This window comes from Kitasatospora sp. NPDC127035 (assembly GCF_042726075.1).
GTDB lineage: Bacteria > Actinomycetota > Actinomycetes > Streptomycetales > Streptomycetaceae > Kitasatospora.
This window is the reverse complement of sequence record NZ_JBHXDN010000071.1, coordinates 3,697-19,938: the sequence shown is the minus strand read 5'-3', so window position 1 is coordinate 19,938 and position 16,242 is coordinate 3,697. Positions and strand designations below refer to the sequence as shown.

The window sequence follows — 16,242 nt, the reverse complement described above, 5'->3', positions numbered from 1 at the left end:
GGCCCTCGACACACCCCCGCACCGTGGACCGCCCGGCCTCCGGCGGTCAGACTGCCACCATGGCCGATCTCCGCATCCTCACCCCCGCCGACCCTGCCGACTGGCCGGTCTGGCGGGACGCCCGGCTCGCAGCGCTGGCCGACGCCCCGCACGCCTTCCGGGTGCGGTCCGCCGACTGGCACCACGGTGGAGAGGCACGGTGGCGCGCCCGGTTCGACCGGCCGGACGCCGTGCACGTCGTGGCCGTGCGGGACGACGGCCGGCCCGTCGGGCTGGCCTGCGGACTGCCCGGGCCGGACGGCGGAGACCACGGAGCGGGCACGGGCGGAGACGGAGCGGACGAGCGCGTCGGCGAGCTGCGGTCGGTCTGGGTCGGACCTGCGGCGCGGGGACAGGGGGTCGGAGACCGCCTGATCGCGGCGGTCGAGGAGTGGGCCCGGCGCGCGGGGTCCACGTCCCTGCGCCTCGCCGTGATTCCGGGCAACGAGGCCGCCGTCGCGCTGTACCGGCGCCACGGGTTCGCCCCCACCGGCGCGCCCGGCGGGCTGCTCCCCGACGGCGTCACCCGGGAGCTCGTGATGGCCAAACGGCTCCGGACCGCGTAGCACAACCCCCGTGCCGCGCCTGCGGATCGCCATGTGCGCCGGAGGCGGGAGCCGCGTAGAGTCCGCGACCATGGCTGAGACGACAATTCCGATCCTGCCCTGCCAGACCCTCCCGCCCGTGCTGGAGTTCTACACCGCCCTCGGCTTCGAGGTGACCTTCCAACAGAAGAGCCCCAACCCCTATGCCGTCGTCGTGCGCGGCGGCGTCCAGCTGCACTTCTTCGGCATGAAGCGGTACGACCCGGCCGCCTCCCACAGCACCTGCCTGGTCTGCACCGACGACGTGGACGAGCTGCACGGCGCCTTCCGGGCGGGCCTCAAGTCCGCCTACGGCCGGGTACCGATCCGGGGCCTGCCGCGGATCGGCCCGGTCGGCGACACGTCGCACGGGGTCCGGCAGTTCCTGATGACCGACCCGGGCGGCAACTGCCTGCGGATCGTGCAGCCGATCGATGACGACCAGAGCCACCGCCCCTCCCCCGAAGAGCCGTTCGCCAAGGCGCTGTACCACGCGGCCCTGCTCGCCGACTCCAAGGAGGACCTGACCGCGGCCGCACGGATCCTGGACCGGGCCCTGGAGAAGGAGGACGAACAGCCCCCGCCCGCCACGCTGTTCCGCCTCCTCGTGCTGCGCACCGACCTGGCCCACCGCACGGCGGACACCGCGGCCGCCGCCGGCCTCACCGCCCGGGCCCGGGCCGCTGCCGCCGAACTCACCGACGAAGAGAAGGAGTTGCTCGACGACGACTTCAGGCGCCTCGAACAGCTCGCTCCCTGAGGTTCCGCGAACCGGTCAGAGCGAGCGCTTCAGCAGGGCGAGCAGTGCCGCCCAGTGCCGGGCGTCGGCCTCGGGCCGGTAGGAGGCGGTGTCGGACTGGGTGAAGCCGTGCGGCGCGCCCTCGTAGACCTCGCAGGTGTGGCGGACACCGGCTTCGGTGAGCGCCTTCGCCAGCAGGTCGATCTGCTCCACCGGCAGTGACTCGTCCTGGTCGGCGTGGCCGAAGTACAGCTCGGCGCGGACCAGTCCGGCGAGCAGGTGCGGGCTGTCCGGCTCCGCCGTGGCGAGCAGGCCCCCGTGGAAGCCGGCCGCCGCCGCCACCCGCTCGGGGCGGGCGGCGGCGGTCTGCAGCGCGAGCTTCGCGCCCAGGCAGTAGCCCGTGATGCCGACCGGCCCGTCCGTCGCCGCCGGCGATTCGGCGAGCCACCGCAGGTAGGCGTCGGCGTCTCGGGCGAAGAGTTCCGCGGTCAGCGAGTCCATCATCGGGCCGAGGCGCTCGAAGAGCGTCGGGTCGGTCCGGGTGCTGATCAGCTCGGGCGGCTCGGGCAGTCGGACGAGCGGCGCGCGCCCGAGCCGGTAGAACACGTTGGGCACCAGCACGGTGTACCCCTCGGCGGCGAGCCGGTCCGCCATCGTCTCCAGGACGGGCCGCAGCCCGAACGCGTTCATGTACAGCAGGACGCCCGGATGGGCCTGCCCGTCGTCGGGGTGGGAGAGGTAGGCGTCGGCGACGCCGTCGGCGGTCGGGACGTCAACGGAGCTGCTGCGCACGGCGATCGTCGTCACGTTCGGTTCTCCTCGGCTCTCGGCGGTCCGGCCCGCAGAGTATCGGGGACCCGGGACGATTCGTCCACGCAATTGCCGACCTGTCGCCGACCCGTCACCGGACACCGGCGTCGGGCACCGGCGTCGGGCCGCAGGTGCCCGCCCGCGCACGCAGCGGGACTCCGGCCCCGCGGTCACGAGCAGGCGGGTCAGGACGCCCAGCCGCGGGTGCAGAGGACGAGGCGGTATCCGTCGGGATCGGTGACGGTGACCCCGAACTCGTCCCAGTAGGGGTTGTGGGCGGGGACGACGGTGCCGCCGTGGGACCGGAGGCGGTCGAGGAGGGCGGGCTCCACCGGCGCACCGAGGTAGACGACGAACAGGTCGTCGACGGTGGGGGTCGGCTCCACCGGGTGGTCGGGGTCACGGGTGAGCTCGAAGTGCCAGCCGCCACCGGACGGCCCGACCATCAGGAGGTCGTGCTCACCGGCAACCCGCTCGGTGCTGCGCCACAGGACGGCGAGGCCGAGGCCCTCGACGTAGAAGCGCTCGGCGGCGGCGAGGTCCCCGGACGGGCGGGCGACGCGGACGTGGGTGGTGGAGTCGATCATGTGCGGGAGCGTACCCGCCGCACGGCAGGGCTCGTCAGAGTCTGCGCAGCCGTTCCTCGTCGGAGGTGCGGGGGCAGGTGAGGCAGGCGTTGCCGGGCTCGATCGCGTAGTAGAGGCAGCAGCCGAGACGGGTGCGGGTGTGATGGGCCCGACCGTCGGCGCCCCGCAGGAGACGGAAGTCGGCGGCGCCGGGGAGCGGTTCGGTCCGGCCGGGCAGGACGGCCCCGGCCGCCGCCACCGCGGTGGCCTCGCCCGGGCCGATGCCCACGGGGGCGACGGCCGCAGGGGCGACGTCCGCGGGGGCGGCCGCAGGGCCCGCCTCGGAGGCGGGGTGCCCGGACAGCGAGTGCCCGGAAGCGGCGGGATCCTCAGCGACGACCCCGGTCGGGGGCTCCGCGTCGAGCATGCGCCCGAGGTACCAGATCGCCGAGGCGAGGTCGTCGGTGACCATGCCCCACAGGGCCCTGGTGCCGCGCCGGGTGGGAGCGGCGAAGGCGGCGAGCAGCGGTTCGACGTGGCCGACGACGGCGGCCCGCAGTTCCGCGCGGAGCTCGTCCTCTCCCTCAAGGGTCACGTGGGCGCGCGGCCGGAGGACCAGGTCTCCGGTGGGAGCGTGCAGCCAGAGGTCCGTGCCGCCGATCGACGGCACCCGGCGGGCCAGCTGCCAGGGCCCGGCGATCAGCACGCAGACCGACCAGAGGTAGTGGTGCAGCAGCCGGGAGGCGACCACGTGCGGACGCGGGGCCGTGGCGCCGCGCTCGGCGGCGAGCGGGGCGATCCGGGCGGCCTCACCGTCGAGCGCGTCGGCGAGGGCGGCCGGATCGGTCGCCAGCTCGGCGGCCGAGTACCAGCCCTGGGCGCGGGCCGGGGTGGGTTCGCCGGCTACGAGCAGCCGGCCCCGGAGCGCAGGGCAGAGGTTCAACAGCCTTTGGTAGTCGGCGTCCAGCGGGTTCCGGGCGCAGGCGATGGCGGCAGGCGCGGATGTCCCCGAGAAGATCATCGGCACTCCCGAGATCGCTTTAGGTGAGGCTAACCTTATAGGCACTCAGCAGCACATTCGCGCCACCCCGGGCCGAGGTGCGCGGTATGGACCGACCTGGTCAGGATTTGACGCGATTAGGCTTACCTAACCTAATATCTCGCCCCGTGCCCACCACCGATCCGCAGGCGTCCGCACGCGAGGCTCCGGCGGCGCCGCGCCCCCTGCCGGCCCGGCTTCCGCTGCCGCCGGCCGCCGGGCTCGGCACGCTCCTGTCGGGCGTCGCACCGGGCGTCACACCAGGCGTCGCACGCGGCTCACGGACCGCTCCTCCCCCCACGGCGCTCGCCGTCGTGACGAGACCTCAGCACGGCAGCCGGACAAGCATCATGACGGTGCTTCGCGCTCCTCGGGCGCCCCTCGACCCGGCGACCGGTACCGCGCCCGCCCCGCCGCACGCACACTCGGCGGGGAGCCCGGGGCGGCGAAGGCGCCGGCCGGGCCCGAGACCCGCGCCGCCGAGCCCGGCTCCACGACCGGGGCGAAGAACGGCGGCAGCATGCCGACCGCGTCGGTGGCCCGCCTCGCGGCCGGCCCGGCCGGCCGGCGCCGGGGGGTGTCGCCCCGCAGTGCCGTGCTGAACGACGCCGACCCGACCGACCCGGGTACCCCAGACGTCGACACCTCGATACGGCAGGAGGCAGGAGGCCAGGGCGGACCCGCCCGACGCCGCAGCCGCCCTCGTCACCGTCGGCCCGGCCGGGACCGGCGGGATCCTGCCGAACCGGGGCACCCCGCTCGGGAGTCCCTGGACTCCTGACGGCGAAGTGTCCACCATGCCGGGACGAGGCCAGGACGTCCGGCGGCGGCGTCCGGGTCGCCGGGGCGGCGCGCGGCGACCTCCCCGAGGCCACGGACATCGGCATCGGCATCGGCTCGACCGAGTACCGCACCTCCGGCCGGGGCCGGACGACATCGCGCCCACCCCGCCGCCCGCTCCCCACCAACCGGAGAGGACCCCGCGTCGCCATGCGGCTCTACCTGCTCGCCCTCAACCCCACCGACTCGGTGACCCTGGGATTCCTCCCGGCCGCCGCCCGGCTCGGGCTCCCCGTCACCGTGCTCACGGACCGGGCCGAACCCCACCGGCTCGCCTACGAAGACCTGGAGTGCGCCACCGAGGTGCTGGAGTGCGAGGTCCGGGACTTCCGCGAGGTGGTGGGGCTGATCTCCCGACACCGGTCGTCCGACCCGGCCGACCCGGCCGACGCCTCCGGCGGCCCGGACGCGGCGTTCGCGGTCTTCAGCAACAGCGACCACCTGCAGACCCAGACCGCCCTGGTCGCCGAGTACTTCGGGCTGCCGGCCAAGGACTGGAAGGCCACGCTCCGGGCCAAGAACAAGGGCGAGCTGCGGCGCCACCTCGCCGCCGCCGGCCTGGACACCGTTCGTTCGGTCGAACTCGCCCCCGGCCAGGACCCGTCCGGCCTGGGTGAGTTGGATCTGCCCTTCCCCCTGGTCGTCAAGCCGCGCGAGGGGGTCGCCAGCGAGGACGTCTCGCTGGTCGCCGACGGCGACGAGCTGGTGCGGCGCTGCGAGGAGGTCCGGCGCCGCCGGACGGACGCGGCCCTGGTCGTCGAAGAGTTCCTGGACGGGCAGCTGTGCACGCTGGAGACGCTCGGCGACGGACGGCGACGGCACGTCCTCGGCGGGTTCCGGACGAGGATCTCCCCTCCCCCGCACTTCGTCGAGGAGATGCTGGAGTTCGTGCCCGCGCACCCGCCGGCCGTGGTCGCCCAGGTACTCGCCCAGCTCGACGCCCTCGGTGTCGGCCTCGGCGCCTGCCACACCGAGTTCGTCGTCCAGCCGGACGGCCGCGCCCGTATCATCGAGGTCAACTACCGTGCCATCGGGGACCACTGCGATCTCATGCTGGCCGAGCTCCTCGGCATCCCCCTGTTCGAACACATCCTCGCCGTCCACCTCGGCCGTGAACTCCCCGCCGACCTCGGTGAGCAGTGCGCCGCCTCCGCCCTGCGCGGCCGCAACGAACCGGTCTGCGCCGATCGCGCCGGCACCCTCACCGCCGCGCCCGGGCCGTCCGACGAGCGGCGGGACGGCGTCCGGCTCGCCTACCGACCGCTGCGCGCGGTCGGCGAGCGGCACGAGCACTACCGCACCAACCGGGACTACCTGGGCGTGATCTGGGCGATCGGCCCCGACCGGGCCGCCGTCGACACCGCCGTGGCCCGCTTCGTGGCCGCCAACCGCTGGGAGATCACCCCGTGAGCGAGCTCCCCCCGCACGAGGCCGCCGCAGCCGGACGCCACCCGCACGCCCACGGCGCGCCCGGGCACCGTTCCACCGGGCACCGTGCGGCCGACCGCCCCGGGCCTGCCCGTCCCGCGGACGCCGACCTGCCGGTCGCCGACCGGCTCGCCCTCCGGGTGCTCTCCGCGCTGCTGCGCGAGGACGTGCTCGGGCTCCGCACCCACGGCGCGGTGGAGCACCGCGCGGACGGCCCGTGGCTGGTGGCCTCCCGGCCCGCCGAGCCTCAAGCCCAACAGGCCCCACAAGACCCACGAGCCCCACAGGCGCCTCCGGCCGTCCTGGCCGTGCCGGTCACCGCCGAGGGCTTCCAGAGCGAGTACGCGGCCAGGCTGCCCCTGCTCTCCCTCGACGGCCGCCCGATCGACGGGCTGGCGGACATCCTGGCCGCGCTCTCCGACCTCGCCGGCGCCGAGGACCGGCCCGGCTGGGCCGCCTTCGCCGAGGAGTGCCGGCAGACCCTCGCCACGATGGAGCTGCACGAACGGGTCCGGGACGACGTCCACACCGCCCTCACCGACCTGTACGGCGCCGACCCGGCCCACTGGACCGGGCCCGCCGCCGCGCTCGGCCACGACACCCTCGCCGCCTACCTCGACCACCCCGTCTACCCGACCGCACGCGGTCGCGCCGGCCTCGGCGACGCCCAGCTGCGCGCCCACGCACCGGAGTTCCACGCGGCCTTCGAGCTGCGCTGGCTCGCCCTGCCGGCCGGCACGCTCGTCCGGCACGGCGACCGACCGCTGCCCAGCTGGTGGCCCACCCCGAGCTGGCTCGGGCTCGACCTGCCCGGCGGCGACCGGGCCTGGGAGACCCTCCCGGTCCACCCGCTCACCGTCGGTGCCTCCCTGGACGAGGCCCTGCGCGCCACCGGTCTGGCGGACCGTGCCGTCCTCGCGGACCGGCCGTACCTGACCGTCGTGCCCACGCTCTCGATGCGGACCGTCGCCGTCGCCGACGACCCCGCCCACCACCTCAAGCTCCCGCTCGCCACCGCCACGCTCGGCCGGCTCAACCGCCGCACCATCAAGCCCGGCACGCTGCTCGACGGCGCCGCCGGCCAGCGGCTGTTCGAGGCCGTGCTGGCGGCCGAACCCCGGTTCGCCGACCGGATCCTGCACACGGACGAACAGACCTGGGCGCACGCCGGCCACGAACTGCTCGCCGTGCTGCTCCGCCGCTACCCGGCCGGGCTGGACCGGTCGGTGACCGTCCCGCTCGCCGCCCTGCTCGCGCCCGCTCCGGGCGCCCCGGCCGGCAGACCGTCCGGCAACCCCTCCGGCGCCCCGTCCGGTCCGCGCGGCGGACGCCTCGTCGTCGACCACCTCGCGGACCGCTTCTTCGGCGGCGACCCCGTCGCCCTCTACGACGCGCTGCTGGACCTGCTGCTCGACTGGCAGACCACCCTCTTCGGGTACGGCATCGCCCTCGAATCCCACCAGCAGAACATCTCCCTCGTCCTCGACGAGGACGGCGGTCTGCGCCTGCTCTTCAAGGACGACGACGGCCCGCGGGTCCACACCGGCCGGCTCACCGCCCGGTTCGCCGCCGGCGGCGAACCCGGATCCGCAGCCGCGGAGTTCGACGACGCGAGGATCCGGGCCGCCGACGACGGGCCGCTCACCGACCTGTTCACCACCATCACCGCCCACCTCTGCACGGGCTCCCTCGCCTTCGGGCTCGCCGCCCACGGTCGCGCCGAACTCGGTTCACTGCTGGCCCTGCTGCGCCGACGGCTGACCGACGCCATCGACCGGATCGGCCCCGCGGGCCGACCGCTGCGCGCCGCCCTGCTGGACGCCGAGCGGCTTCCGGTCAAGGCGATGGTCACCGCGGGCACCCTGCTCAGCAAGCAGCGGTCGGGCGCCGCCGACATCAACAAGCACTACACCACCGGCCCCAACTACCTTCTTCCGCAGAGCTTCCCGCCCCCACGGGACAGCGGCAGATGACGGCCCGCCACCCCGGCGCCCCGGCCGCGGCGCCGGCCGGTCGGTCGGAGGGGCCGGACACCCGGGCGGACGGCCGGCGCCCTCGATCCCGCTGCCCGGGGTGACGCCGTGGCCGCCGCCGCACCAGCCCTCCCCTTCCGCCAGCGTTGGAGTCGCCCATGACCGACGAAATGCCCACCGCCGACCACGCGGTGGCCCACACCCTGCTCAACTGCCTGCTGCGCGAGGTCTCCGCGCCGGAACACCAGACCGCCGTCGCCGGCGGCCGTCTGCTGGTCCGCCTGCCCCGGCGCGGCACGTTACTGCGCGTGGCACTGCGCCGCACCTCCCTGCTCGGAGCACACCGGTTCACCGGTCCGGTCGAGGAGGAACACGCCGACGGCTGGCGCGCGTTGGACTGGCTCGACCTCGCCGGGTGCGTCCAGGACGAGCTGGAGCTGCGGACCGGCACGGTCAACGACGAGTTCCTCGACCAGCTGACCTCCAGCCACCGGGCGGTCACCGCCGGGCTGTCCGAGCGACCCGCCCCCGGACCGGACCGCTACCTGGAGTCCGAGCAGGCCCTGCTCTTCGGGCACCGCTTCCACCCGGCCCCCAAGTCCCGCTCCGCGGAGAGCGGTGACTGGCGGGCCTACGCGCCGGAGGCCCGGGCGGTGTTCCGGCTGCGCCACCTCGCGGTCCGGGAGGAACTGCTCGCCGGGTCGTCGACCGACCCGGCCGCCACCGCCCTGCTGGACGGGCTCGGCGACGCCCCGGACGGCTACCGGCTGCTCCCCGCCCACCCCTGGCAGCACCGACTCGTCGGCGACCACCCGCTGCTGTCGGGCGCACTGCGGCGCGGCGACGTCCTCGACCTCGGCCCCGGCGGCGCGCCGTTCGCCGCCACCGCCTCGGTCCGCACCCTCTACGGCGCGGACGCGTTCCTCAAGTTCAGCCTCAACGTCCGGATCACCAACTGCCTGCGCAAGAACGCCGCCTACGAGCTGGCCGGAGCCGTCGCCCTGACCCGGCTGCTGGCCCCGGCCCTGGCCGACCTCGCCGCCCGCTTCCCGGACGCGGTGATGCTCCGCGAACCCGCGTTCCGCACGCTCGCCCTGCCCGGCGCCGACGGCCGGCCCGACCCGTCGCTGTACGAGGGGTTCGGCCTGATCGTCCGCGACGGGTTCGGCGGACTGCTGCGCCCCGGCGTCACCCCGCTGCTGGCCGCCGCCGTGGCCGACGAGTACCCGACCAGTTCGGCGCACGTCTCCCGGCTGCTCGGGGGCTCCGCGGACGCCGGCCGGGCGCTGGACTGGTGGACGGCCTACCTGCGGCTGCTCGTCCCCCCGGTGCTCGCCGCCTACTTCGACCACGGCGTGGTCCTGGAACCCCACCTGCAGAACGTCCTGATCGGCGTGGACCCGGCCGGGCGGCCCGTCCAGGTGCTCTTCCGCGACCTGGAGGGCACCAAGCTCGTGCCCGACCACCACGCGGCGCCGCTCGCCGCCCTGCCGCCCGAGGTGGCCGGCCCGATGGCGTACGACGCCTCGCGGGGCTGGGACCGGGTGGTCTACTGCCTGCTGGTCAACCACGTCGCCGAGCTGCTCGCCGCGCTCGCCGATCTGCACCCGGAGGCGGAGGGAGCGCTCTGGGACGCCGTCCGCCGCGTCCTGGAGGAGTACGCCGCCGTCCACGGGCGGCCGCCCCGGCTGCGCGCACTGCTGGCCGGCGTGCCGCTGCCCGCCAAGGCCAACCTGCTGACCCGCTGGGAACGCAGGCGCGACCGCGAGGCCGGGTACGTCCGGCTGCCCTCGCCGCTGGCCCGCTCCGTCCTCGCGGAGGCGGCCCGCGTCCCGAACCCCGCCCAGGCCTCGCCCGTCCCCGCCGGAAGGACCCGATGACCGCCACCGAGCGCGTCCGCCGCCACGTCGCCGACCTGGCCGCCGACCGACTTCCCTGCTACGTCTACGACCTGGCGGAGCTGCGGACGCACGCCGCCGGAGTCCGGGCCGCACTGCCCGAACGGGTCGAGCTGTACTACGCGGCCAAGGCCAATCCGGACGCTCCGGTGCTGGCCGCGCTGCGGGCCACGGTGGACGGCTACGAGGTCTCCAGCGCGGGCGAGTTGGCGCATGTCCGGGCCTCGGTGCCGGACGCCCCGCTGGCGTTCGGCGGGCCTGGCAAGACGCCCGACGAGATCGCCGCCGCCGTCGACGCGGGCGTGCACCGCTGGCACGTCGAGAGCGAACAGGAGCTGCGGCGGCTCGCCGTCGTGCTCGGCGACCGGCCGGACGCCTCGGTGGACGTGCTGCTGCGGGTGAACCTGCCGGTCGACGCGGGCTCGCTGGGCTCGGCGGCGCTGGCGATGGGTGGCCGCCCGACACCGTTCGGGCTGGACCCGGACCGCGCCGAAGCCTGTGTCCGCCTCCTCACCGACCCGCTCGGCCCGCTCGGTCCGGTCCGCCGCCGCCTGCGGCTGCGCGGCGTGCACGCCCATCTGGCGAGCGGGCTCGCGGCCGCCGAACAGCTGGCCCTGGCCGGGCGGATCGTCGGCTGGTCGGCACGGCTCGCGGAGCGGCACGCGTTCCCCCTGGACGAGGTCAACGTGGGCGGCGGCATGACCGTCGACTACGCCGACCCGGCCGCCCGCTTCGACTGGACGGCGTTCGGCGAGGGCCTCGGCAAGCTGCTCGACCGGCACCCCGGGTTGACGCTGCGGATCGAGCCCGGCCGGGCGCTCACCGCGTACTGCGGCTGGTACGCGACCGAGGTGCTGGACGTGAAGCGGAGCCACGGCGAGGACTTCGCACTCGTCCGGGGCGGCACCCATCACCTGCGCACCCCCGCCACCCGGGGTCACGACCAGCCGTTCACCGTCCTGCCGGTCGACGCCTGGCCGCACGCCTGGCCACGCCCCGCCGTCACGGGCGGGCGCGCCACGCTGGCCGGTCAGCTCTGCACCCCGAAGGACGTCCTCGCGCACGCCGCCCCGGCCGCGGCCCGGCTCCGGACGGGCGACCGGGTGCTGTTCGACATGGCCGGGGCGTACGCCTGGAACATCTCCCACCACGAGTTCCTGATGCACCCGCGCCCCGGGTTCCACCATCTGGGGTGACGCGCACCGGCAGCCGGGCGGCGGGTGACGGCCGCCGGGTGACGGGCGACCGATCGGGCCGGCGACTTCCAGGTGACAGACTGCGGAATCCGTCACCCGAAAGTCGTCCGCGCCTTCCCACGGGGGGACGGCGCAGGCCGTCACCGTACTGACGTGCGAAAGTGGTAGCCGGTGAAGGGAGCGGATACGTGCTGATGGACAAGGTGGCGAAGATCCTCGTCGAGGCGTCGGCCGAGGTGGTGGAGCCCCGGTTCCGGGCGCTGGCCGCCGGAGAAGTGATGGAGAAGGCCCCCGGCGAGGTGGTGACCGTCGCCGACCGCGAGGCGGAGGTGATCATCGCCAGGCGGTTGCGCGAACTGCTGCCCCTCCCCGTGGTCGGCGAGGAGGCCGTCGCCGCCGACCCCGCCCTCGCCCTCGCCCTGCACTCCGAGCCCGCGGCCTGGCTCGTCGACCCGGTCGACGGCACCTCGAACTTCATCGCCGGCCGCCCCGAGTACGCCGTGATGGTCTCCCTGGTCCGTGACGGCCGGACCGTCGCCGCCTGGATCTGGCAGCCCGCCACCGCCACCTCCTACACCGCCGAACTCGGCGCGGGCGCCTGGCGCGACGGCCACCGCCTCACCCGCGCCCCGGCCGCCGCCGACCCCGCCAAGTGGCGCGGTTCGGTGAAGAGCCGATTCCTGGACCCGGACCGCCGCCGCACGGTCGAGGCCAACACCATCGCCTTCGGCGAGATCACCGCCGGGCGCCACGCCGCCGGCATCGAGTACCCCGACATCGCCGACGGCGCGCTGGACTTCATCCTCTACTGGCGGACCCTGCCCTGGGACCACGCGCCCGGGTCCCTGCTGGTCAGCGAGGCCGGCGGGGTCTCCGCCCGCCTCGACGGCTCCCCCTACCGTCCCGAGGCCCCGGGTTGCGAGGACGGCCTCCTCGTCGCGGCCGACCCCGCCACCTGGGAGCGGACCCGGGACATCCTCCTCACCCGGTAGGACCGGGGGCGGGCACCGCGGAGCCCGCGCCGGGCCTGCGCGGTCAGCCGCGCCACACCTCCCGGCCGGCCGAGACGACCTCACGCAGCAGACCGGCCACCTCCTCCGGGGTGGTGTGCGGGTTGAGCAGCGTCAACTTCAGCCGGACCCGGCCGGGCCCCTCGCCGGGCAGCTCGGTCCGCCCGACGACGGCCCGGCCCTCCCGCAGCAGCACCCGGCGCAGCTCGGCGTTGGCCTCGTCGACCGCCGCCGGCTCGCCGTCGGCGCCCGGCGGGCGGTAGCGGAACAGCAGGGCCGTGAGGACCGGTTCGGCGTGCAGCTCCAGCTCGGGTTCGGCCCGGACGGTGTCCGCGGCGGCCCGCGCGAGGTCGTGACAGGCGTCGACCAGGCGACCGAGGCCGGCCCGGCCGAGGGTGTGCAGGGTGACGGCGATCTTGAAGGCGTCGGCGCGCCGGGTGGTGCGCAGCGACTGACCCAGCAGGCTCGGGTAGCCGGCCCGTTCGTCGTCGGCCGGGTTGAGGTACTCGGCCCGGCGGGCGAGCGAGACGTACGACTCGGCGCGGCGGACCAGGAAGACACCGGCGGCGGCGGGCTGCCAGCCGAGCTTGTGCCAGTCCAGCGAGACGGAGTCCGCGCGGGCGATGCCGTCGAGGAGCGGGGCGAGCCGGTCGGAGAGCAGGGCGCCGCCGCCGTACGCGGCGTCGACGTGCAGCCAGGCCCCGTAGCGGGTTGCCAGGTCGGCGAGCGCGGGCAGCGGGTCGACGGCGCCGGTGTCGGTGGTGCCCGCGGTGGCGACGACGGCGATCGGGGTGTGCCCGGCCCAGCTCGCCCCGGCCAGGGCGTCCGCCAGCGCGGCCGGGTCCATCCGCAGGTCGCGGTCGACCGCGACGGGGACCACGGCCCGTTCGCCGAGCCCGAGCAGGGCGGCGGCACGCTGGACGGAGAAGTGCGCGGCCCGGGAGGCGAAGATCCGGGGAGTGGCGCCGGGCGGCAGGCCGTCCAGTTCGACGATGCCGTCGAGTCCCTGGTCGCGGGCGAGCATCAGGCCCATCAGGTTGGACTCGGTGCCGCCGGAGGTGAGGACGCCGGAGGCGTGCGCCGGGTCGTAGCCGACGAGGGCGGCGAGTTCGGCGAGCAGCGCGGTCTCCAGCGCGGTCGCGGCGGGGGCCTGGTCCCACGAGTCCTGGGAGGGGTTGAGCGCGCTGACGGCGAGGTCGGCGGCGACGGCCACGGCGAGCGGCGGGCAGTGCAGGTGCGCGGCGCAGTACGGGTCCGCGGGGTCGGCGGCGCCGTGGGCGAGCAGGTCGGTGAGCCGGGCGAGCGCGTCGGGGCCGGGCGCCGCGGCCAGCGCGGCGGTGACCCTGGCGGTGGTGTCGGCGGGGCGGCCGGCGGGCAGCGGCCCGCCCCGCCGGGTGGCTCCGGTCTCCAGCGCGTCCAGGACGGCGGCCAGCAGCGGGCCGAGCGCGGCCGGGCCGCCGACGCCGCCGGACAGGGCGTCGGCCGCCGGGCCCGGGGCGACGGGTCCGCCGCCGGCCCCGGGCCCGCCGTCCGCTCCGGCCGCGTTCACGCGGACCCCGCCACGCGCGGTCCCGCACCGGTGCCTGCCGCCGAAGCGGCGGAAGCCGCCGCGACGGCGTCCGCGAGCCGGTCGAGCACGGCCGCCACCTGCTCGTCGGTGATGGTGAGCGGCGGCAACAGGCGCAGCACGGCGTCGTGCCGCCCGCCGAGTTCGACGATCAGTCCGCGCGCCAGGCACGCCTCGCGGACCCGGACCGCCAGCTCGGGCGCGGCCGGGCGGGCCCCGCAGGCGTCCGGTTCGGCGGTGGGGTCGACCAGCTCGACGCCGATCATCAGCCCGCGTCCGCGGACGTCGCCGATCACCGGCAGCTCCCCGGCGAGCGCGCGCAGCCGTTCGACCATCCGCGCGCCGACCACCGCGGCCCGCTCCGCCAGGCCGTGGGCGGAGACGAACCGCAGGGTGGCCGCGCCGGCGGCCATGGCCAGGGTGTTGCCGCGGAAGGTCCCGGTGTGCGCACCGGGGCGCCAGCCGTCGTACTCCTCGCGGTAGACGACGACGGCCAGCGGCAGGCTGCCGCCGATCGCCTTGGAGAGCACCATCGCGTCGGGGACGATCCCGCTGTGCTCGACCGCCCACATCGCCCCGGTGCGGCCGACGCCGGTCTGGACCTCGTCGACGATCAGCGGGATGCCGCGTTCGGCGGTGATCCGGCGCATCGCCCGCAACCAGCCGTCGGGGGCGGGGACGACGCCGCCCTCGCCCTGCACGGCCTCCAGGACCATGGCGGCGGGCCGGACGACCCCGCCGGAGGGGTCGTCGAGCAGTCGCTCGACGTAGGTGGCCGACAGCTCGGCGCCGGCCTCGCCGCCGACCCCGAACGGGCAGCGGTAGCCGTACGGGTAGGGCAGGCGCGCGACCTCGCCACCGCTGGGCAGCGGCTCCTTGACGGCGACGTTGCCGGTGAGCGCGAGCGCGCCGGCGGTCATGCCGTGGTAGGCGCCGGTGAAGGCGAGGGCGCCGGAGCGGCCGGTGGCCGTCTGCATCAGTTTGAGCGCGGCCTCGACGGCGTCGGTTCCGGCCGGCCCGCAGAAGTGCACCCGGGCGCCGTCGGCGAACCCGGGCGGGAGGCTGTCGAAGAGGGCGGTGGTGAAGTCGTCCTTCTCCGCGGTCGCGAGGTCGAGCAGGTGCAGGGGCGCGCCGCTGTCCAGGGTGCGGCGGATCGCCTCCAGCACCACGGGGTGGTTGTGGCCGAGCGCGAGGGTGCCGGCGCCGGAGAGGCAGTCCAGGTAGCGGCGGCCGTCCGCACCTTCGACGGTCATGCCGTTGGCGCGCACCGGGACGATCGGGAACGACCGGGCGTAGGTGCGGGCGGCGGACTCGCGGACGCGCTGACGGCGCAGGACGGCCGCGGCGGCCGGTGCGGCGTCCGCCGCGGCGACGGCGGACGGTGCGGCAGGAGCGGTGGGTACGGGGACGGTGGGGACGGGGACGGTGGGGACGGTCGGACCGGTGGCGGGCTCGGCGGCGAGCGTCAAGGCGAACTCCCAGGAAGTTAGGTAAGCCTAACTTTAGAACGGAGGCCGATCCGACCTCACCCTGGGGCCGTCAGAACCACCCGAACCGGTGACGGATCCCCCTCGGCCGGTGACCGCCCGAGACCTCAACGACCAAGGCCGCCAAGAGGTTACGGGGACCCCCCGACGAAGTGCGGGCCCGACGGGCGAAGCCCCCCGGCCCGCCGGCGGCCCCGGGCCGCACGGTCACGAGTGCGCGATCGACGCGGCAGTCGCCGCCACCGCGACGGCACGGTCCCGGCCGCCCCGCGACGAGCGGGTCATGCCGATCCCGGCCCGATCCCCTCCCCGCCCCCGCCTGTCCAGCGGTAGCAGAGCTCCGGGCGGCCGACGGTGCCGTACCGGGGTTCGCGGGCGGCGAGCCCGGAGTCGACGAGGTGCTCCAGGTAACGGCGGGCGGTGATGCGGGAGACCCCGGCCGCGACACCGGCGGCGGCGGCGGACAGACCGGTGCGGGCCTCGCGCAGGACGGCGGCGACGGTGTCCAGCGTCGGGGCGCTCAACCCCTTGGGCAGCGCGGTGCGTTCGGGGGTGCGGAGCAGCGCGAGGGCCTGGTCGACCTCGTCCTGACCGGTGGCCTCGCCGGCCCGGGCGAGGGTGTCGCGGTAGCGGGCGTAGCGTTCCAGGCGGTCGTGCAGCGCGGCGGCGCCGAACGGCTTCAGCAGGTACTGGACGACCCCTGCGGAGACCGCCTGGCGGACCATCGCGAGGTCGCGGGCCGAGGTGACGGCGATGACGTCGGTGGTGTGCCCGGCCGCGCGCAGGGTGCCGCAGAGCTGGAGCCCGTGCCCGTCCGGCAGGTAGAGGTCGAGCAGGGTCAGGTCCACGGGCCTCCCCGCGGCGCGGGCGCGCTCCAGGAAGCGCAGCGCGTCGGCGCAGCCGTGGACGGTGCCGACCGCCCGGAACCCGGGTTCGCGCCCGACGTACAGGGCGTGGGCGGCGGCGGCCACCGGGTCGTCCTCGACCACCAGGACCGTGATCTCGGGCCGTGCGGGGGGGGCCCCCCGGGGGCGCGCCGGCGCCCCGCGCCCCCCCCCACGCCCCC

Annotated in this window: 13 protein-coding genes; 7 read left to right on the top strand and 6 right to left on the bottom strand. The window is 76.0% G+C overall.

The genetic code is table 11. The features are described from left to right. Nucleotides 1-59 precede the first annotated feature (59 nt). Both ACFWIC_RS33705 and ACFWIC_RS33700 read left to right on the top strand, forming a co-directional pair. Entirely contained in the window at nt 60-605 is a 546-nt protein-coding gene (locus tag ACFWIC_RS33705) for a GNAT family N-acetyltransferase (protein WP_380520753.1), read from the top strand. A gap of 70 nt (nt 606-675) precedes the next feature. After that, complete coding sequence (locus tag ACFWIC_RS33700; protein ID WP_329950482.1) at nt 676-1,383, top strand: VOC family protein; 708 nt, start codon at nt 676-678, stop codon at nt 1,381-1,383. Nucleotides 1,384-1,398: 15 nt separating this feature from the next. On the opposite strand, the gene ACFWIC_RS33695 is transcribed toward ACFWIC_RS33700, so the two are convergent. From ACFWIC_RS33695 to ACFWIC_RS33685, 3 genes are all read right to left on the bottom strand, one after another. Then, entirely contained in the window at nt 1,399-2,169 is a 771-nt protein-coding gene (locus ACFWIC_RS33695) for a dienelactone hydrolase family protein (protein ID WP_380520752.1), read from the bottom strand. Nucleotides 2,170-2,357: 188 nt separating this feature from the next. Next, a complete protein-coding gene (locus ACFWIC_RS33690) occupies nt 2,358-2,759 on the bottom strand; it encodes a VOC family protein (RefSeq protein WP_329880582.1) in 402 nt (133 codons plus the stop codon). A 34-nt stretch (nt 2,760-2,793) separates the two neighbouring features. After that, nucleotides 2,794-3,759: a (2Fe-2S)-binding protein gene (locus tag ACFWIC_RS33685; protein WP_380520751.1), complete on the bottom strand. Its 966-nt coding sequence runs from the start codon at nt 3,757-3,759 to the stop codon at nt 2,794-2,796. 1,008 nt (nt 3,760-4,767) lie between these two features. Between ACFWIC_RS33685 and ACFWIC_RS33680 the strand changes: the two genes are divergently transcribed. From ACFWIC_RS33680 to ACFWIC_RS33660, 5 genes are all read left to right on the top strand, one after another. After that, nucleotides 4,768-6,027, top strand: coding sequence for an ATP-grasp domain-containing protein (locus tag ACFWIC_RS33680; RefSeq protein ID WP_380520750.1), 1,260 nt, complete (start codon nt 4,768-4,770; stop codon nt 6,025-6,027). Then, nucleotides 6,024-8,018 (top strand): IucA/IucC family protein, encoded by a 1,995-nt coding sequence (locus ACFWIC_RS33675; RefSeq protein ID WP_380520749.1) that lies wholly within the window; start codon nt 6,024-6,026, stop codon nt 8,016-8,018. The genes ACFWIC_RS33680 and ACFWIC_RS33675 overlap by 4 nt, the downstream gene beginning before the upstream one ends. Before the next feature lie 158 nt (nt 8,019-8,176). After that, on the top strand, nt 8,177-9,898 hold the full coding sequence (locus tag ACFWIC_RS33670) for an IucA/IucC family protein (protein ID WP_380520748.1): 1,722 nt from the start codon (nt 8,177-8,179) through the stop codon (nt 9,896-9,898). Continuing rightward, nucleotides 9,895-11,112 (top strand): type III PLP-dependent enzyme, encoded by a 1,218-nt coding sequence (locus ACFWIC_RS33665; protein ID WP_380520747.1) that lies wholly within the window; start codon nt 9,895-9,897, stop codon nt 11,110-11,112. The genes ACFWIC_RS33670 and ACFWIC_RS33665 overlap by 4 nt, the downstream gene beginning before the upstream one ends. A 194-nt stretch (nt 11,113-11,306) precedes the next feature. Continuing rightward, on the top strand, nt 11,307-12,104 hold the full coding sequence (locus ACFWIC_RS33660) for an inositol monophosphatase family protein (RefSeq protein ID WP_329880663.1): 798 nt from the start codon (nt 11,307-11,309) through the stop codon (nt 12,102-12,104). Between the two features lie 43 nt (nt 12,105-12,147). Here ACFWIC_RS33660 and ACFWIC_RS33655 read toward each other — a convergent pair whose 3' ends face one another. The 3 genes from ACFWIC_RS33655 to ACFWIC_RS33645 all read right to left on the bottom strand — a co-directional run bounded on the left by ACFWIC_RS33655 (nt 12,148) and on the right by ACFWIC_RS33645 (nt 16,165). Next, on the bottom strand, nt 12,148-13,596 hold the full coding sequence (locus tag ACFWIC_RS33655; RefSeq protein ID WP_380357003.1) for a pyridoxal phosphate-dependent decarboxylase family protein: 1,449 nt from the start codon (nt 13,594-13,596) through the stop codon (nt 12,148-12,150). Nucleotides 13,597-13,667: 71 nt separating this feature from the next. Then, the gene (locus ACFWIC_RS33650; protein WP_329950477.1) at nt 13,668-15,158 is read right to left on the bottom strand and encodes a diaminobutyrate--2-oxoglutarate transaminase; all 1,491 of its coding nucleotides are present in this window, start codon (nt 15,156-15,158) and stop codon (nt 13,668-13,670) included. A gap of 299 nt (nt 15,159-15,457) precedes the next feature. Continuing rightward, the gene (locus ACFWIC_RS33645) at nt 15,458-16,165 is read right to left on the bottom strand and encodes a response regulator (RefSeq protein ID WP_380520746.1); all 708 of its coding nucleotides are present in this window, start codon (nt 16,163-16,165) and stop codon (nt 15,458-15,460) included. Between the last annotated feature and the right edge of the window lie 77 nt (nt 16,166-16,242).